The following is a 16,511-nucleotide window of genomic DNA, read 5'->3' as shown; positions in this document are numbered from 1 at the left end:
GGTTCAGCCTGGCGGTGCGATTGCCAGCTGGCCCAGCTGATCTCGACGATGCTCAGTCATCGGCGTTACCGGACGGTGGGTTCTGGTCGGATGTCGTGGCGGCGGTGAGGCGCTGGCCCAGGGCGCGCACGGCGTCGTTGAGGGCGTCGGGGTGCTCGATGACGAAAGGGTGGTCCAGGGCGGCGAGGACGGGGGGAATCCAGTCGAGGTGTTCGGCGCGGATGAGGACTCGGACCCAGGGGGTGGGATCGGTGGGTGGGGAGTCTATTTCGTGCAGCGTTGCGATGGTCGCGGGGAGTAGTGGGCGGATTTGGGTGGGTGTGCCTTGGACGCGGATCGATACCTCGTGTCGGTAGGGGGCAGTGGCGAGTGCGGACACGAGGTGGGTGGTCGGGTCGAATTCGCTCGGTGGAGTGAAGGTTTCGGGGAGGGTGGTTGTCTCGGTGATGCGGTCCAGTCGGAACTGGCGTAGGTCGTCGCTGTTGTTGTCCATCGCCGTCAGGTACCAGCGGCCGGAGTGGGCGACGAGGCCGTAGGGGTGCACGGTTCGCTGCGAGTGTTGTCCGTTGCGGTCGGTGTAAACGATGGCGATCGGTCGGTGTTCGCGGGTGGCCGCGGCGATGTCGAGGAGGACGGCGGTTTCGACCGGGACTTCGGGGCGGGCGTCGGCGGTGAATTCGGCGGTGTTCATCAGTGCGTCGAGACGAGCACCCAGGCGTGCGGGCAGGACGCGGCGGAGTTTGGCGGTCGCGCTGTCGGCGGCGTGGGCTGATGTCGTCGGATGGCTGGTGAGGAGTCCGAGCAGCACGGCTACCGCCTCGTCATCGGTCAGCATCAGCGGAGGCATCCGGTAGCCGGGAGCGAGTCGGTACCCGCCGTAGCGGCCGCGGACCGAGCGGACCGGGATATCCAGGTCGGTGAGATGGGTGACGTATCGCCTGACGGTGCGTTCGTCCACGCCCAGCCGCCCAGCGAGGTCGCCGACGGTATGGGTACCGCCCGCCTGCAACATCTCGAGCAGGGCCAGTACTCGGGCAGTGGGGCGCGTCATCCGGCAATTCTCCCATCGATACCGGGCGGAAACTGTCCGGTATCGCCTCTACCGTGGGATTCGGCGGTGGAACTTCCGCCCTTCCCGACAGCAGGAGTACGCAATGAACCTCGTCTCGATCCGCCTGATCACCGACGACATCGAACGGCTGGTTGGCTTCTATCAGCGAGTGACCGGTGTCGAAGCCCGGTGGGCTACACCGGATTTCGCCGAGATCGTCACGCCGGCCGGCACACTCGCGATCGGAAGCGTGCGTACGGTGGCATTGTTCGGGGCCGGCAGCGCGCGCCCCGCCGACAATCACACCGCGATCATCGAGTTCATGGTCCGCGACGTCGACGCCGACTACCGCAGGTTGCGCGACTCCGTCGAGGACTTCGTCAACGAGCCGACGACGATGCCGTGGGGCAACCGGTCGCTCCTGCTCCGAGACCCCGACGGCAACCTGATCAACCTGTTCACCCCGGTCGCCGCGCAGGCTGTCGGGTAGGCCCACAGAAATCCAGGATCGGAGCGAAACATGCTGTCGGAGAACATGTCTGATGGGATGAATGCGATGCCGATCGGCGCAATTCTGCCTGTGCCCTTCTTGGATCAGATAGCGGCGCGGATCTCCCAGGCTGATGCACTCTGCCGTTGACCGTTTGCCTAACGACGTTCATAATAACTAACTATGGACGCTATGCCGAGGCGTGATCGGAAAGCGGAACGGCGTGAGGCGACGCGGCAGGAAATTGTCGAGGCCGCGTGGGAGATCGCACGTGAGCGGGGACTGGCGCAGCTGACACTGCGCGAAGTCGGCGAGCGGATCGGAATGCGGGCGCCGTCGCTGTATTCGCACTACGGATCGAAGAACGCGATCTACGATGCGATGTTCGAGCAGGCTTGGAGTGAGTGCGAGCGCGTCTCGCTCGACGCGCTACGCTCGGCACCCGCGGACCCTCGCGGCCTCGTGCGCGTCATGGCACTGGCGTACTTCGATTTCGCGGTTGCCGATCTCGCCCGCTATCAGCTGATGAACCAGCGCACGATCCCGGGATTCGAACCCTCGCCCGATGCGTACGCGTCGGCGGTCCGCGCGCTCGACGAGGTCATCGCGGTGTTCGCCACGATCGGCGTGACCGACCGCGACGACGTGGAGATCTGGATCGCGGTCCTGTCCGGCCTGGTCGATCAGCAGCTCGCCAACGATCCGGGCGGGCACAGTCGGCGCAAGCTGCTGGACCGCGCCGTGGACATGTGGGCCGACAGTGTCGGCCTTCCGCCGACGAAGGAGCCGCAGAAATGACGGCTGTCGAGCAGACGGCGGTGACTGCGCGGCGCGCGACGCTCACCCATGCCGACGCGATGCGGCTCGCCCGCGACGAGTACTTGCGCTTCGCCGACGCGGTCGCCTCGCTCGACGGTGACGACTGGACCACACCAACCGAGTGCGCCGGGTGGACCGTGCACGACCTCGTCGCCCACGTGGTCGGTATGTCCACGATGGCATCCTCCCCATTGGAGAATGTCCGCCAGACCCGGGCTGCCCGCAAGCGGTTGCGGCCCGGCCGACAGCTCGTCGACGCCGTGACCGCGTATCAGGTCGAACGATTCGGACAGCAGACGACGGATCAGCTGGTCCGGTCGATGGCGGCCATCGCACCCAAGGCCGCGGCAGCGCGCGGACGTACCCCGAGGTTGCTGCGCAATCGAACAATCCCCGAGCAGCAACTGGTCAACGGCGCCGCCGAACGGTGGACCATCGGGTACGCCATCGACACGATCCTCACCCGTGACCCGTGGATGCATCGGATCGACCTGGCCCGGGCCACCGGGCACGCTCTCGTGCTGACCGAGGAGCACGACGGGGCGATCGTGGCAGATGTGGTCCAGGAATGGGCCGCCCGTCACGGCATGCCCTACAACCTGCGCCTGACAGGCGCGGCCGGAGGCCGATGGCATTGCGGCACAACGGATGAACGCCTAGACCTCGACGCAGTCGAATTCTGTCGCATCCTCGCCGGCCGCGCCGAAGGCGCCGGACTACTGACCATCCAAGTGCCGTTCTGACACTGCACCGAATCGAGCCGACCATGACCACCACCATCGATGAGATCGCCCCCGACATCTACCGCATCTCGACGTTCGTGCCCGACATCGGCGAACAGGGGCTGACGTTCAACCAGTTCCTGCTCGCCGATGATCAGCCGCTGCTGTTCCACACCGGGCATCGCGCGATGTTCGCCGATGTCGCGGCGGCGATAGCACGGATCACACCGGTGAACCGGCTGCGGTGGATCACCTTCGGGCACGTCGAATCCGACGAATGCGGGTCGATGAACCAGTTCCTCGCCGCTGCCCCCGAATCGCAGGTCGCCCACGGTGCTGTCGGCTGCATGGTGTCGCTGGACCACATGGCCGACCGGCCACCGAGACCGCTTGCCAATGGTGAAACCATCGAACTCGGCCGGATGCGAGTGCGCCACATCGACACCCCACACACCCCGCACGGCTGGGAAGCGCGGGTGTTGTTCGAGGAAACCACGCAGACTCTGCTGTGTGGGGATCTGTTCACCCACCTCGGTGCGGGTGCGGCCCTCACCACAGACGACATCGTCGGCCCCGCCGTTCACACTGAGGACCTGTTCGCCTACTCGTCGCTCGCACCGGCGACCCCGATGATCGTCGACGGACTCGCCGAGCTCGCACCGAAAACGCTGGCGCTGATGCACGGTTCGTCGTTCACCGGCGACGGCGGCGCCGCGCTGCGCGCGTTGGCCGACAGCTACCGCCACCGCATCGGCGACGCCACGGCGTGATGGCTTGCCGCAGGCGATAGATGCCGAGCGGAAGGGGATGTTCTGCTGACCGCTTCGAGCGCGGATCAGCCCGGGGCTTGTGATGCTGCCGCCACGGGTGCGTCCGGGGTGGGCCGTGCGCGCGGCACGGTGAAGGTCGCCAGGACCGAAGCGATCGCGACGGCGAAGCAGGCTGCTGTGTACCAAAGGTTTCCGATGGGGTCGCCGTTGGTTGTTTCGCCGTTGACGGCGGCGAAGAAGTCGGGGAGCGACGCTATCCAGAGAGCGGCGAAGACGACCAGGTAGAGAGTGGCGAATCGTTGGACGAAGGGGTCTTCGTACTGCGGGGGTGTGGCGGTTCCCCGCCGTAGTTCGGTCCATTGGCGGACCATGACGATCCCGGCGACCACCGCGAGGACGGCGAGTTCCAGTGCGTAGACGATGCCGCGCACGGTGGTGCCGCTCATGCCGATGACAGTGGCGGGCAGGGGGAGCAGGAAGGTGCCGACCGAGGCCAGCAGGCCGATGACGATGGTGCGCCAGGTCAATTCGACGCCGGAGAAGTGTCGGCCGTCGTCGACGTGACGGCCGACGAAATACTGCACGCAGAAGGCCAGCGACATCGGCCACAGGGCCGCGAACACGACGACGCTGCCCATCGGGACCGAATCGAACATCGGCTGGTTGATCGGGTTGTCGATCGACCATTCCCACCAGCGCAATTGGGGCCCGAGGTGGTCGAAGATCTCGTAGAAGGCGTGGTGGACGAAGCCGACGCAGGTGGCGCCGATCAGGGTGCCGAAGCGGCGGAAGATGCCGAGCATCCGGACGATACCGAACGCCATCGTCGCCATCAGCGGGTAGATCGCGATGATGTAGATGGGTAGTCGGCCCCAGAGGAAGTCCACGGTGAAGACGTTGTGCGCGAACATCGTGTCGACGTGTTCTTCGATGCCGAACGCCGCCGGGAAGTACAGCGGCGGTTCGATGACGAACAGGTAGGCGGTGGCACCGAACCACAACACGAGATTGGTCGGGTCGCCGTGGCGGCGCAGGCGCACGATCGCATACCAGAGCGCGAGAACCGCGCCGACGACGATGGTGAGCTCGAGGACCGGCAGGGTCCAGTTCTCGAGGGCGAACGGGTTGCGGAACTCGACGAGTCCGCCCGCCTCCTCGCAGGAGAAGCCGAGTTCGTGAGCGAGTTCGGCGAAGGTGGGGGAGCAGTGTTCGGCCATCGGGCTACCTTCTACGAGCTGACGGAATCGGCTGTGTACCAACGGGTTACGTCGTAACCTTCGTCATAGCGGCGGAACCACTCGTCGGCGAGTGCGGGCAGCTTCTCGTGCGCCGGATTGTGCCCGGGCGTCTGACTGCGGATGATGCCGCCCAGCGCGACGAGCTGTTCGCGCAGACCGAGATCGTCGAACGCGCGCGGCATCGTGCCGTTGTCGGCCGGCTGGAGGAACGGCAGCCACCGGCGCAGGGTCTGACCGCGGCGGTAGTTGGCGAACATCGACAGCGCGTCGACCTGCCGATCTTCCAGCGGCACATGCTCGTTGAAGCCCTCGCACGCCACCCGGATCACCTGCAACACGTGCCGGAAGATCGAGGCCGCCACCCGCATCCGGTACAGCTCGCTGTCGACCACCGAATTGAAGATGATCAGCGCCGAACTGCGGTGCTCGACTTCCTCGACGAAATGCCAGATGAACAGCGAGGCGACGCGGTCGTCGCCGGGGGCGAACAGATTCTTGTCGTTGTCGAGCATCAGCTTGAACACCGGCGTGAACGTCGCCTCGAGGTCGGCGGTGTAGGCGAGGCGGTACTTCACCGAGGTCTCGGCGGTGAGCTTGTCGAACTCGCCGATCACCGCGTCGAGGGTCTGCTGCAAGCCGGGATAGCGGCGGATCAGCGCCTTGACATGCTGGCGATGCGCCGTCGAATGCTGCCCTTCCTGGCGCATGAAGGCGTCGGCCTCCGACGCCACCTCGGGGTCGGTGATCTGCGGTTTCGCCTGCGTGATCAGCTGCACGATCATCTTCTCGAAGCCGATAGCCAGGAACGAAACGGCATTGGCCATCGACGAGAACGCCGGGTTCTGTGGATTCCACAGAAACGGCACGTCGTAGTCGGAGAACGCGAAATCCATTTTGCGGACGTGAAGGTCGGTCACGGTGAGTTACCTCGTTGTTCGGCCACGGTTGATAAAGCAATCATACGAATGAGCCTTCGAGTGTATGATCGCTTTCGCGGAATTCGCTCTGACCTGGGGTTGTGCTAGCGTCCACGTGGTGGCGCGTAGACGTGGGTGGGGCGGCAGTCCGCCGGGTGACGATGCGGAGGCGACGCGCCGGATCATCGCTGCCGCGGTCGAACTCATCGGCCGGACCGGTGCGGAGATCAGCATCGCCGACGTGGCGGAGTCCCTCGGTGTCATCCGGCAGACGGTGTACCGGTATTTCCCCAGTGCCGACGCGCTCATGACCGCTTCGGCCATCGCCTCGGTCGACGATTTCCTCGATCGACTCACCCGTCAGGTCAGCGGCCTGGGCGACCCGGTCGAAGCGATGACAGAGGCCGTCGTCTTCACCCTCACCGATGTTCGCCGGACCCCCCACCTGGGAATTCTGCTGTCGAGCTCGTATTCCAACGCCCACCCGGAAGGCATGACCTCCGACGAGGCCCAAGCCTTCGGTATGACCATGATCCGCCGCTTCGATGTCGACTGGGCCGCCCACGGCTACGACGAGCCCGCGCTGCGCGAACTCGTCGAATACGTGCTGCGCACCATGCAGTCGTTCTTCTTGTCGCCGGGCAACCCGGCACGCTCCGACGACGAACTGCGCCGATACCTGCGGCGATGGATGGGATCGGCGATCGGCGCGCAACAGAGGGGCTGAACGGCGAACGCGCCCGCCCGGAATTCCGGGCGGGCACGTGACCGATGTTCAGCGCGCGGCGGCGATCCTGCGTGGCTCGAGCGCGGCGGCGAGCAGATAGCTGCCGCCGCCGGCCAGTGCCAGCGCCCAGTACAGGTACGCGCCGTCGAGAAACAGTGCGGCCGTAGAGCTCACGGCCAGCCAGGCGCCGAGCGTGTATTGCAGGACGTCGCGGTACGCGACACCGCCGGCGAGGTAGAGCAGTCCGACGATCAACCCGGACCCGGTCGGCCAGAGAGTCGCTGCGGTGTCGGGGCTCAGCGTCGAACCGAGCGCGGTGATCAGGAAGAACAGCGCGGCGAAACCGACCAGCCACGATGCGCCGAGCAGGTTGCCCACGACCGCTTCCTGTCCGGTCGCGCCGCGTTGGGCTCGGAGGGAGACGACGGTGGTCACGATCATGGCCGCCAGCAGGCCGACACCCAGCAGCGCGGTCGGCACGAATCCGGGGAGGTCGAGCAAGGGGTTCGGGCCATGGCTGAGGGCGAAGGTGCCGTGGCCGACCAGCCAGGCGAGGCCGAAGCTCAGGTAGATGGGGCGATTGTCGAGGACGGTGCGGACGGGCTGGGAAACGTACATGACTGATCTCCAGGGTGTGGGCGGGTCAGGCGCTGACGAGGACGACTTTGCCGGTGACGGTGCCGGATTCGGCGAGCTCCAGAGCTCGGGCGGCATCGGTGAGAGTGATGCGGGCCGCGACCTGGGCGGTGACGGTGCCGGCGGCGGCGAGTGCGAAGACCTGCGACAGATCTTCGGCGATCCGAGCACGGAAGCGGGTGATGTTGCGCTTGCCTGCCCACAGGTTGTAGAAGTGCGCGTTTCGCTTGTTGGGCAGCATGTTCCACCACAGCAGGCGGGCGAACAGTTTCAGCACGGGCAACCGGGAGTCGCCCTCGTCGTTCTTGGTAGCTGCCGTTCCGTAGGAAACGAGGGTGCCGCCGTCGGCGAGCAGGCCGAACGAATCGCTGATGCCGGGCCCGCCGATATGATCGAACACCGCGTCGACACCGTGCGGTGCGATGGCCCGAACCTGGTGTGGCACATCGGCGCGGTAGTCGATCCAGGTGGCGCCCAGCGCGGTGACCGCGTCGGCATGGCGAGCGGACGCGGTGCCGATCACGTGAATGCCCACGGCACGGGCCAATTGGACCAGGGTCGAGCCGACGCCGCCGTTGGCGCCGTGGACGAGGATCGTCGCGCCCGGCTGAACATCGGCGACGCGGTGCAGCATCTGCCAGGCGGTGATGCCGTTCACGACAAAGGTTTCCGCATCGGCGGCGTCCAGGGTGTCCGGCACGGGGATCAGATCGGCGGCGTCGAGGTCGACGTGGCTGCTCCAGCCGCCGGTCTTGGTCAACGCGGCTACCCGCTTGCCCACCAGCGTCGCGTCGTGGGCCTCGACCACCGTGCCGACCAGGTCGTAGCCGGGCACGAAGGGGAACGGCGGCTGGTCGTAGTACTTGCCGCGGCGCATCTGCTGCTCGGCGAAGGACACCCCGGAGGCATCGACTCGAACCAGTGCGCGACCCGGTGCGGGTGCGGGGAGTTCGCGTCGGGTGACGAGCAGGCCGCTGGGGTCGACGCGACCGGGCAGGACGATTTCGGTGGCGGTGGTGGTGTTCATCAGGGGCTACCTTCCGTGGTGTGTGACTGGTCAATCACTCTTGCTGCAAAAGAAAGCTCCACCCTGAAAAGGCTGGAGCGAAGGGTCAGTGGGCTTTCGGGTGGCGCATTCCGGTGGTGAGAGCGGTGGCCCACGCGCTGTCGTTGCCGTCGAGTCCGAGGGTGGTGACGAGGTGGCAGAGCTGGCCGTAGGCGATGAAGTACTGGATCTGTTCGGGGGTGCCGCCGGAGCGGCGCTGCACGAACGTGGTCACCTTGGCCAGGCCGCGGCGCAACGCGTCGGCGATTTCGGGGATGTCGGTGGCGGACTGGGCGTGCACCTGCAACATGAGCAGGCTCTTGTCGGCGATGAGTTCGGCGTAGGCGCCGCCCATGTCGTGCAGGATGGCGGCCGGGTCGGTCGCGGTGGAATTGGCCGCGCCCGTGGACATCGCGCGTTCGACGAGCTCGAAGCAGTGATCGAGCGCGGCGACGAACAGGGCGACCTTGCCGGGGAAGAGTTTGAAGACGTAGGCGGGGGAGATGTCGGCGCGCGCGGCGACGGTGTTGATCGGGGTGCCGTGGTAGCCGGTCTTGGCGAACTCGATGATCGCCGCGTCGACGACCGCGTCACGCCGGACGTCCGAGGTGGAGAGGGTGGCGCCGCGCTTGGTCATGTGAGTGACTGTACACTCACTCTCTGACGGGCGTCAACGGGTGACCGGAGATTCAGTGCAGATCGGCGAGGGCGGTGTCCACGTCCGGGCCGGTCAGGCTGTGCCGATTACTGCGCATGACCAGGCGCAATGGCCGTGGGCAGTCCTGGACAGCGGAGAAGCGGTCGGTTGCCACGACGCGCGCCGGTGCGCCGAGATGGTCGCGGACCCGGGTCATGAGGTCGTAGCGGCTGAGAGTTTCCGCGCCCGCGAGGTGCACGACGCCCGCCTCGTCGACGAGCTGCCCGAGTGCGGGCGCCAGGCTGGGTAAGTACAGCGGATTGCAGACGATATCGGTGCGCGCGTGGATCTCGGGTGCGGCGAAGCGGGCCAGGAACTTGTTCGACAGTGGACTGCGCCCGTAGACGAGCGGCAGGCGCACGACCAAGTGCCGGTCGCGTTCGAGGACCAGATCCTCGGCGGCCACCTTGGTCTCGCCGTAGACGTTGATCGGTGTGCGCGTTGCGCTTTCGTCGTAGTGCTCGGCGGTGCCGTCGAAGACATTGTCGGTCGACAGGTAGACGAGCTTCGCGCCCGTGTCGCCGATGGCGTCGAGCAGCGGGACCATCGGCGCCACGTTCGCGGCATGGGCCGCGGCGGGATCACGCTGCGCGGCACCGAGATCCACGACACCGGCGGTGTGGACGACGACATCGAAACCTCGTGCGACGAGTGCGCGCACCGCGCCGGTGTCGGCGAGATCCACCGGGGCGAGCCCGTGCCCGCCCCGGCTGGTCCCGACGACCTCATGGTTCGCGGCGAACTGCGCGTGCAGCGCGCTGCCGACGAAACCGGAGGCGCCGAGGATCAGGATCCGCACCGTGTCAGCGCGCCTGCCAGTTCGGCTTGCGCTTCTGCGCGAAAGCCATGGCGCCCTCGCGCATGTCCTCGGTCTGGGCGACCCCCACGATCTCGCGGTTGGTCTGGTCCCAGGCGGCGTCGTCGGCGAGCTTTCCGTCGATCATGCCCAGTGCGACCCGCTTGCTCGCCTGCACCGCCAGCGGCGCGTTCTCGGCGATCCGACCGGCCAGGGCCAGCGCGGCATCGAGGACCCCACCGGCGGGCACGACACGGTTGATCAGGCCCAGCTCCAGCGCGCGGGCCGCGGTGATCGGCTCACCGGTGAGGATCATCTCCATCGCGACCTTGCGGGGGACCTGCTCGGGCAGGCGGAACGCGCCGCCCGCCGCGGCGAACAGGCCGCGGGCGACCTCGGGCAGGCCGAAGGTGGCGGTCTCGGCGGCGACCGCGAGATCGCTGGCCAGGACGAGTTCGGTGCCGCCGCCGAGGGCGAAACCGTTCACCGCGGCGATGGTCGGCTTGCTGATCGGATGCCGGACGTACCCGGCCAGGTTCCAATCCTCATGTCCCGGGGCGAGAATCGACTCACCGCGGCTCAGCGCCTTGAGATCCGCGCCCGCACAGAACGCCCGCTCGCCCGCGCCGGTGAGGACCACCGCGCGGATCTGCGGGTCGGTCTCGGCTCGCTCGAGCGCCTCGCCGACCCCCGTGCTCACTTCGGCGTTGACCGAGTTCATGGCCTCGGGCCGATTCAGCACGATGACGAGCACATGCTCGCGTTGCTCGACGAGAACTGCGCTCACGAGTGACTCCTTCGCTAGGTGGCTGTCAGCATGACAAACCTCTTCGATCTGTATCACGCCGGACGATCTTGAATACCCGAATCGGGGATTCGTGTCCGTCGTCGTCGCGCGCACCCGGCACTCGTCGTAGGCTGCCGAACACTCGCGAAAAGAATTTTCGGCCGGGTGTCGATCCGCAGCGGTGCCCGTTCGACCTAGGGATGAACACAGGGCCCGGCAGGCGGGTCCACACCGATCCGAGGAGACGAAATCATGAAGTTCATGCTGATCATGCGCGCCACCGACGAAGCCTGGGCCGCGGCGGCCGACATCGACTTCAACGAGATGCTCGAGACGATGGGCAAGTTCAACGACGAGTTGATCAGCGCCGGGGTGCTGGTCGCCGCCGAGGGGCTCGACGACGCGGCGCAGGGCGTAGTCGTCGACTACTCGTCGGAGACCCCGGTGGTCACCGACGGGCCCTACGGGGAGACGAAGGAACTGTTCGGCGGGTTCTACATTCTCAACGTGGCCTCCCAAGAGGAGGCGATCGAGTGGGCCAAGCGCATGCCGGTCGTCGTGCCGGGCACCAAGACCGAGATCCGACGGGTGCCGAGTATCGATGAATTCCCGCAGGACAATGTCTGGGTCGCGAGGGAGCGCGCGTGGCGTGAGGCCACCGGCCAGCTCTGAGACACGATGAGCGACCACACCGGCCGCGAGGCCGTCGCCGCCGTGTGGCGGATCGAATCGGCCCGGATCGTCGGCGCCCTCGCGCGCTACACCCGCGACTTCGCGATGGCCGAGGATCTCGCCCAGGAGGCGTTCGCGGAGGCACTGGTGACCTGGCCGCGCGAAGGCGTGCCACGTCAGCCGGCCGGGTGGTTGCTCACCGTCGGCAGACGCCGGGCCATCGACGCGTTCCGTCGCCGGGCCGCCCTCGACGACCGCTACACCGCCCTCGCCGCCGACCTCGGCGAGGGCGACGCGCTCACCGGCGGGGACCCTGTGCGTGCTGGGCACGACGTGCTGTGGGATCCCGATCAGATCGACGACGATGTGCTCGCGCTGATGTTCATCTCGTGTCACCCGGTGCTCTCGCGGGAGGCCCGGCTGGCCTTGACGCTGCGCGTCGTCGGCGGTCTGACCAGCGACGAGATCGCCAAGGCGTGCCTGGTCCCGACCGCGACGGTGCAGGCAAGGATCACCAGGGCGAAGAAGACCCTCGGCGCCGCCGAAGTCCCGTTCGAGGTGCCGCCCGTCGCCGAGCGCCGAGCCCGGCTGGGTTCGGTGCTCGGGGTCATCTATCTGATCTTCACCGAGGGGTCGTCGGCCAGCACCGGCGACGACCTCATCCGCTTCGATCTCGCGGGGGAAGCGCAGCGGCTGGCCCGCGTGCTGTCGCGGCTGATACCCGACGAACCCGAGGTCTACGGACTGCTGGCGCTGCTCGAACTGACCGCGGCGCGATTCCCCGCCCGCACCGGTCCCGACGGTGAGCCGATCCTGCTCGAACAGCAGGACCGCCGCCGCTGGGACCGCTCGGCGATCCGGCGCGGTCGTGCGGCGCTGGTGAAAGCCGGTGCGGTCGGGCGTGGGCTGGGCGCCTACGGGCTGCAGGCCGCGATCGCCGAATGTCACGCCGTCGCACCGTCGGTCGAGCGGACCGACTGGGAGCGGGTGGTGGTGCTGTACGAGGCACTGGGCAGGCTCGCACCGTCGCCGGTGGTGGATCTCAACCGGGCGGTCGCGGTGTCGATGGCTGACGGGCCCGCCGCGGCCCTGCCGATCGTCGACGAGATCACCGCATCCGGCGCCCTGTCCACCTCGCACCTGCTGCCCAGCGTGCGCGGTGAACTACTCACCCGGCTCGGCCGCACCACCGAAGCTCGTGCGGAGCTCGCCGAAGCCCTCCGCCGGTGCGGCAACGAACGTGAGAAGACCGTCCTCGCAAACAAACTCGCCGGACTCGCCTGATCGTCGAGCACCGCGATCCGCGCGGTGTGGTGAACCGCTCGGCCATGGCCGAGCTGCCCTGTTCGCTCGGTGCTCGATCCAGCTCAGTCGGGGCCTCGGCGAACGCGGGTGATCGCCGCCGCCTTCGTGCACAGCATCGGCAGTTCGGCCAACCACCAAGTCGCGCCTGCCTTTTCGTAGGCCGCACGGTCGCGGTCGGTGGAGGCGGCCACCGCGACCGCGAAATCGTTCAGATCGCCGCGGTGTTCGGCGATGATCGCCAGCATGTCGACGAGTTCATCCGGACTCGCCTCGGGGCAGAGCCCGTCGTAGCGTGCCGCCCGCCGCAGCGGGGCCCGGTGGACGGATTGGGCGGCGACCCAGATCGGGATGCGCGGCCGCTGGAGGGGGCGTGGCAGGAATTGCAGCCCGTCCACCCGATAGGCGGGTCCGTCGTGGTGGACGACCTCGCCCGACCACAGTTCGGTGATCACCGTCAGCGCCTCGTCGAGTCGCTGCGCGCGGTCCCGTGGGGCGCTCACCTCGCCGAGCCGGGAGAACTCGCCGGTCGCCTCGGACCCGAGGCCGACGCCGAGGGCGAGCCTGCCGTTGCTGAGCAGATCGAGAGCCACGGTTTCGCGGGCCACGTCCTGGGGGCGCCTGCGTGACAAGGGGGTCACACGTGGACCGAACACCACCCGGCTCGTCGCGGCGGCGATCGCGGCCAGTCCGATCCAGGCGTCGCCGACAGCGAGACCCTCGTCATGGGGACGGGCCACGTGGTCCCAGACGAAGACGCCGTCGAAGCCCGCGGTCTCGGCTTCGACCGCGATCTCGGCCAGCACTCGCGGGTCGGCCAGTTCGCCGAACGGCGGCAGATATACCCCGTGTCGCAGGACCATATTCGCAGTATAGAGGCCATAAATGCCGGTCTTCGCGCGCTCGTAACGTTTGCTCGCAAAGAGGTCGGGTATTCGTGAAAGGCGACGACGAGAGGGTGTTGTGGATGTCAAGGGAATCGAAAACGGTGCTGCACCGGGCAATCGGTGCGTCGGCGATCGGTAATGCGGTCGAATGGTTCGACTATGGTGTCTACGCCTATCTGGCGACGTATATCGCGAGATCGTTGTTCCCCGGTGACGGCGAGTCCGGGATGGTCTACACGCTGCTCGGCTTCGCCGTATCGTTCCTGATCCGGCCGGTCGGCGGCATGATCTGGGGTCCGCTCGGCGACCGTATCGGGCGCAAGCGCGTGCTCGCCACCACGATTATTCTGATGGCCGGATCCACTCTCGCCGTCGGCCTTATCCCGAGCTTCGACATGATCGGCATCGGCGCCCCGATTCTGCTGTACGCGCTGCGCATGATCCAGGGACTTTCCGCCGGTGGTGAATACGGTGGCGCCGCGACATTCATGGCCGAATACGCACCCGATCGCAAGCGCGGATTCTATGGCAGTTTCCTCGAGGTCGGCACGCTCGCCGGCTTCACGCTCGGCAATCTGGTCGCCCTGCTGCTGGTGAATGTCCTCGACGACGCGTCGATGAATTCGTGGGGCTGGCGCATCCCGTTCATGATCGCCGGTCCGCTCGGCCTGATCGGCATGTACCTGCGCAGCCGGGTGGAGGACACCCCGGTGTTCCGCGAGGTCGACAGCAAGGACGAGACCGAGGAAGTCTCCGGCGTCTATCGCGATCTGGTGACGAAGTACCTGCGCCCGGTGCTGACTCTGTTCGGCCTGGTGATCGCGCTGAACGTCGTCAACTACTCGCTGCTCAGCTACACCCCGACCTACCTCGGCTCCACGATCGGCATGGAGGAATCCGATGCCTTGCTCGTGCCGCTGATCGGCCAGGTCGCGATGCTGTGCACCTTGCCGTTCCTCGGTGCTCTCTCGGACCGGATCGGGCGCAAACCGATGTGGATGTTCTCGTGCGCGGCGATGATGATCGCGGTGATCCCGGTGTACCACCTGATCGGTTCCTCGCTCACCGGCGCGATCGCCGGCTTCGCGATCCTGGGCCTGCTCTACGCTCCCCAGCTGGCGACGATCTCGGCCACGTTCCCCGCGATGTTCCCCACGATCGTGCGTTTCGCCGGTGTGGCGATCGGCTACAACGTCGCCACCTCGATGTTCGGTGGCACCGCTCCGGTGGTCAACGAGGCGATCATCAGCGCGACCGGCAACAACATGGTGCCGGCGTATTACATGTTCGGTGCGTGCGCGGTCGGCCTCATCGCGTCCTTCTTCCTCATCGAGACCAAGGGTGTCTCGCTGCGCGGCACCCAGGTGCCGGGCACGCCCGAGGCGATCGAGGAACAGCGTGAACTGGGCGAGCCCGCCGAGGTCGTCGCGGTGAAATAGTTCGTGCACCGAGGGCGCGGCGTCGATGCGGCGCCGCGCCCTCGGTGTGTTCGGGCTAGTTCTTCGCGGCCGCGCGGAACACGGCGAGAGCTTCCTCGCCCAGGTGTGGTCCGCTGACCTCGATCGACACGTTCGAGCTCGCGACGACCTCGGCGCAGGTGAGTCCGAAACTGGTGCTCGGGGGCATGATCGGCCCGAATTCGGCTGCGGCCGCGGCGAAGACGATGCGACCGACCCCGGCCCACACCATCGCGGCGGCGCACATCGGGCACGGTTCGCCGCTGGCGTAGACGGTGGCGCCACGCAGTTTCGCCGCGTGGCCCGCGGCGGTCGCGAGGGTGATCGCGACCAGTTCGGCGTGGGTGGTGACATCGCCGGTGGTGTTCACCGCGTTCACGCCCTCGGCCAGAACCGCGCCGTCGTGGCCGAGGGCGACCGCGCCGAAGGGGCGGTCGCCGAGCGCAGCGGCGTGCCCGGCGAGGTCGATGGCGCGGCGCAGATGGGTGATGTCGATATCGGTCAGCTCGCTCATGAGGTGAGATCCACTTCCGTTCCGATGCCGTTGGCGCGGGCCTTGTCGATGAGCAGGCGGGCCGCGGCCAGATCCTGCAAGCCGATGCCCACCGAATTGAACAGGGTGATGTCGCGGTCGCCGCGACGGCCGACTGCCCGGCCCGCGATCACCTCGCCCAGCTCGGTGCCCACCGCGTCCTGGGTGATCGCGCCTTCGGCGATGGCCATCAGCGTGTCGCCGGACTTGGTGAGCGTGGTGCCGATCGAGTCTACGACGACCCTGGACCGCCGCATGGCCTCGCCGTCCACCTCCCGGTGATCCGCCCTCGGCGGTGCGCCCACAGCGTTGACGTGCAGGCCCTCGCCGAACCAGGCGCCGTGGACGATCGGCTCGCGTGAGGGCGTGAGGGTGCACAGCACGTCGGCGGCACGGGTGACCGCCTCCGGGCTGTCGAGGACACGTACCTCGAGTCCGAGATCGGCTACCGCACTGCGGAATCGGTCGACGGTGGCGGCGGTGCGCGACCAGACCAGCACGGTCTCGAGCTCGCGCACGGTCGCTATCGCGCGGGTGTGCTCGACGGCCAGATTGCCCGCGCCGATCACACCGAGTGCCGAACTCGATTGTCGGGAAAGGTATTTCGTCGCCACCGCGCTGGCGGCGGCGGTGCGGACGGCGGTGACGAGGCGTCCGTCGATCAGGGCCTCGCACGAACCGTCGGCCGCCGAGGTCACCACGATCACCGACCGCTGCACCGGCAGACCGCGCGCGCGATTGGCGGGCAGGTCGGCGAGCAGCTTGACGGCGGCGGCACCGGCGGATTCGGCGGCGGCGACCATGGGCACGAAGGCGGCGCCGCCCAGTGCCATCGCCGGTGGGGCGGGGGCGAACGCGGTGCCCAGTGCCAGATCGGCGTGCGCGCGCTCGACGGCGGCGAGCACCTCGCCGCGATCGAGGACGGCGGTCACATCGGAGTGCGACAGGATCAGAGTCAACGGTGGC

Annotated in this window: 19 protein-coding genes; 8 read left to right on the top strand and 11 right to left on the bottom strand. The window is 67.5% G+C overall.

What is annotated here, in order from left to right:
• Positions 1–52: 52 nt before the first annotated feature.
• Entirely contained in the window at positions 53–1,051 is a 999-nt protein-coding gene (locus ACWF99_RS04765; RefSeq protein WP_452534709.1) for a helix-turn-helix transcriptional regulator, read from the bottom strand.
• 103 nt (positions 1,052–1,154) lie between these two features.
• Here ACWF99_RS04765 and ACWF99_RS04760 point away from each other — a divergent pair, with 103 nt between their 5' ends.
• The 4 genes from ACWF99_RS04760 (at position 1,155) to ACWF99_RS04745 (ending at position 3,852) form a co-directional block, all read left to right on the top strand.
• Positions 1,155–1,541, top strand: coding sequence for a VOC family protein (locus ACWF99_RS04760; protein ID WP_452534707.1), 387 nt, complete (start codon positions 1,155–1,157; stop codon positions 1,539–1,541).
• 192 nt (positions 1,542–1,733) lie between these two features.
• Positions 1,734–2,339: a TetR/AcrR family transcriptional regulator gene (locus ACWF99_RS04755; RefSeq protein ID WP_378630989.1), complete on the top strand. Its 606-nt coding sequence runs from the start codon at positions 1,734–1,736 to the stop codon at positions 2,337–2,339.
• Complete coding sequence (locus tag ACWF99_RS04750; protein WP_452534705.1) at positions 2,336–3,103, top strand: maleylpyruvate isomerase family mycothiol-dependent enzyme; 768 nt, start codon at positions 2,336–2,338, stop codon at positions 3,101–3,103. The genes ACWF99_RS04755 and ACWF99_RS04750 overlap by 4 nt, the downstream gene beginning before the upstream one ends.
• Before the next feature lie 23 nt (positions 3,104–3,126).
• On the top strand, positions 3,127–3,852 hold the full coding sequence (locus ACWF99_RS04745; protein WP_452534703.1) for an MBL fold metallo-hydrolase: 726 nt from the start codon (positions 3,127–3,129) through the stop codon (positions 3,850–3,852).
• Between the two features lie 65 nt (positions 3,853–3,917).
• Here ACWF99_RS04745 and ACWF99_RS04740 read toward each other — a convergent pair whose 3' ends face one another.
• Both ACWF99_RS04740 and ACWF99_RS04735 read right to left on the bottom strand, forming a co-directional pair.
• Positions 3,918–5,069, bottom strand: a complete 1,152-nt coding sequence (locus ACWF99_RS04740; protein ID WP_452534702.1) for a hypothetical protein — start codon at positions 5,067–5,069, stop codon at positions 3,918–3,920.
• Between the two features lie 11 nt (positions 5,070–5,080).
• Positions 5,081–6,007 (bottom strand): metal-dependent hydrolase, encoded by a 927-nt coding sequence (locus ACWF99_RS04735; RefSeq protein WP_378630996.1) that lies wholly within the window; start codon positions 6,005–6,007, stop codon positions 5,081–5,083.
• A gap of 118 nt (positions 6,008–6,125) precedes the next feature.
• On the opposite strand from ACWF99_RS04735, the gene ACWF99_RS04730 reads away from it, so the two are divergent.
• Positions 6,126–6,734, top strand: a complete 609-nt coding sequence (locus tag ACWF99_RS04730) for a TetR/AcrR family transcriptional regulator (RefSeq protein WP_378662172.1) — start codon at positions 6,126–6,128, stop codon at positions 6,732–6,734.
• Positions 6,735–6,782: 48 nt separating this feature from the next.
• Here ACWF99_RS04730 and ACWF99_RS04725 read toward each other — a convergent pair whose 3' ends face one another.
• From ACWF99_RS04725 to ACWF99_RS04705, 5 genes are all read right to left on the bottom strand, one after another.
• Positions 6,783–7,352, bottom strand: a complete 570-nt coding sequence (locus tag ACWF99_RS04725; protein WP_378630999.1) for an ABC transporter permease — start codon at positions 7,350–7,352, stop codon at positions 6,783–6,785.
• A 25-nt stretch (positions 7,353–7,377) separates the two neighbouring features.
• The gene (locus ACWF99_RS04720; RefSeq protein WP_452534699.1) at positions 7,378–8,397 is read right to left on the bottom strand and encodes a medium chain dehydrogenase/reductase family protein; all 1,020 of its coding nucleotides are present in this window, start codon (positions 8,395–8,397) and stop codon (positions 7,378–7,380) included.
• A gap of 85 nt (positions 8,398–8,482) precedes the next feature.
• Positions 8,483–9,052, bottom strand: a complete 570-nt coding sequence (locus tag ACWF99_RS04715; RefSeq protein ID WP_378631002.1) for a TetR/AcrR family transcriptional regulator — start codon at positions 9,050–9,052, stop codon at positions 8,483–8,485.
• Between the two features lie 52 nt (positions 9,053–9,104).
• Positions 9,105–9,911: an SDR family oxidoreductase gene (locus ACWF99_RS04710; protein ID WP_452534698.1), complete on the bottom strand. Its 807-nt coding sequence runs from the start codon at positions 9,909–9,911 to the stop codon at positions 9,105–9,107.
• A gap of 4 nt (positions 9,912–9,915) precedes the next feature.
• Entirely contained in the window at positions 9,916–10,695 is a 780-nt protein-coding gene (locus ACWF99_RS04705; protein WP_452534697.1) for a crotonase/enoyl-CoA hydratase family protein, read from the bottom strand.
• Positions 10,696–10,947: 252 nt separating this feature from the next.
• Between ACWF99_RS04705 and ACWF99_RS04700 the strand changes: the two genes are divergently transcribed.
• Together ACWF99_RS04700 and ACWF99_RS04695 are read left to right on the top strand one after the other, a co-directional pair.
• Positions 10,948–11,367: a YciI family protein gene (locus tag ACWF99_RS04700; protein ID WP_452534696.1), complete on the top strand. Its 420-nt coding sequence runs from the start codon at positions 10,948–10,950 to the stop codon at positions 11,365–11,367.
• 6 nt (positions 11,368–11,373) lie between these two features.
• Positions 11,374–12,651: an RNA polymerase sigma factor gene (locus ACWF99_RS04695; RefSeq protein ID WP_452534694.1), complete on the top strand. Its 1,278-nt coding sequence runs from the start codon at positions 11,374–11,376 to the stop codon at positions 12,649–12,651.
• 83 nt (positions 12,652–12,734) lie between these two features.
• Here ACWF99_RS04695 and ACWF99_RS04690 read toward each other — a convergent pair whose 3' ends face one another.
• A complete protein-coding gene (locus ACWF99_RS04690; protein WP_378662189.1) occupies positions 12,735–13,532 on the bottom strand; it encodes an LLM class flavin-dependent oxidoreductase in 798 nt (265 codons plus the stop codon).
• A 104-nt stretch (positions 13,533–13,636) separates the two neighbouring features.
• Here ACWF99_RS04690 and ACWF99_RS04685 point away from each other — a divergent pair, with 104 nt between their 5' ends.
• Positions 13,637–14,995, top strand: a complete 1,359-nt coding sequence (locus tag ACWF99_RS04685; protein WP_378631010.1) for an MFS transporter — start codon at positions 13,637–13,639, stop codon at positions 14,993–14,995.
• A 55-nt stretch (positions 14,996–15,050) separates the two neighbouring features.
• Here the strand turns inward: ACWF99_RS04685 and ACWF99_RS04680 are convergent, their stop codons facing one another.
• Together ACWF99_RS04680 and ACWF99_RS04675 are read right to left on the bottom strand one after the other, a co-directional pair.
• A complete protein-coding gene (locus ACWF99_RS04680) occupies positions 15,051–15,527 on the bottom strand; it encodes a nucleoside deaminase (protein ID WP_378631012.1) in 477 nt (158 codons plus the stop codon).
• Positions 15,524–16,504, bottom strand: a complete 981-nt coding sequence (locus tag ACWF99_RS04675) for an ornithine cyclodeaminase family protein (RefSeq protein WP_452534691.1) — start codon at positions 16,502–16,504, stop codon at positions 15,524–15,526. The genes ACWF99_RS04680 and ACWF99_RS04675 overlap by 4 nt, the downstream gene beginning before the upstream one ends.
• Between the last annotated feature and the right edge of the window lie 7 nt (positions 16,505–16,511).

The sequence above is a fragment of the Nocardia sp. NPDC055002 genome (assembly GCF_053608825.1).
The sequence above is the reverse complement of the archived record's forward strand: the minus strand, read 5'-3'. Positions and strand labels throughout refer to the sequence as shown.

Bases quoted from the DNA above. Each gene is read 5' to 3' on its own strand.
- ACWF99_RS04680 (WP_378631012.1), bottom strand. From the start codon at position 15,527: ATGAGCGAGCTGACCGATATCGACATCACCCATCTGCGCCGCGCCATC.
- ACWF99_RS04745 (WP_452534703.1), top strand. From the start codon at position 3,127: ATGACCACCACCATCGATGAGATCGCCCCCGACATCTACCGCATCTCG.
- ACWF99_RS04765 (WP_452534709.1), bottom strand. From the start codon at position 1,051: ATGACGCGCCCCACTGCCCGAGTACTGGCCCTGCTCGAGATGTTGCAG.
- ACWF99_RS04690 (WP_378662189.1), bottom strand. From the start codon at position 13,532: ATGGTCCTGCGACACGGGGTATATCTGCCGCCGTTCGGCGAACTGGCC.
- ACWF99_RS04725 (WP_378630999.1), bottom strand. From the start codon at position 7,352: ATGTACGTTTCCCAGCCCGTCCGCACCGTCCTCGACAATCGCCCCATC.
- ACWF99_RS04740 (WP_452534702.1), bottom strand. From the start codon at position 5,069: ATGGCCGAACACTGCTCCCCCACCTTCGCCGAACTCGCTCACGAACTC.
- ACWF99_RS04695 (WP_452534694.1), top strand. From the start codon at position 11,374: ATGAGCGACCACACCGGCCGCGAGGCCGTCGCCGCCGTGTGGCGGATC.
- ACWF99_RS04720 (WP_452534699.1), bottom strand. From the start codon at position 8,397: ATGAACACCACCACCGCCACCGAAATCGTCCTGCCCGGTCGCGTCGAC.
- ACWF99_RS04700 (WP_452534696.1), top strand. From the start codon at position 10,948: ATGAAGTTCATGCTGATCATGCGCGCCACCGACGAAGCCTGGGCCGCG.
- ACWF99_RS04750 (WP_452534705.1), top strand. From the start codon at position 2,336: ATGACGGCTGTCGAGCAGACGGCGGTGACTGCGCGGCGCGCGACGCTC.
- ACWF99_RS04685 (WP_378631010.1), top strand. From the start codon at position 13,637: ATGTCAAGGGAATCGAAAACGGTGCTGCACCGGGCAATCGGTGCGTCG.
- ACWF99_RS04755 (WP_378630989.1), top strand. From the start codon at position 1,734: ATGCCGAGGCGTGATCGGAAAGCGGAACGGCGTGAGGCGACGCGGCAG.
- ACWF99_RS04715 (WP_378631002.1), bottom strand. From the start codon at position 9,052: ATGACCAAGCGCGGCGCCACCCTCTCCACCTCGGACGTCCGGCGTGAC.
- ACWF99_RS04760 (WP_452534707.1), top strand. From the start codon at position 1,155: ATGAACCTCGTCTCGATCCGCCTGATCACCGACGACATCGAACGGCTG.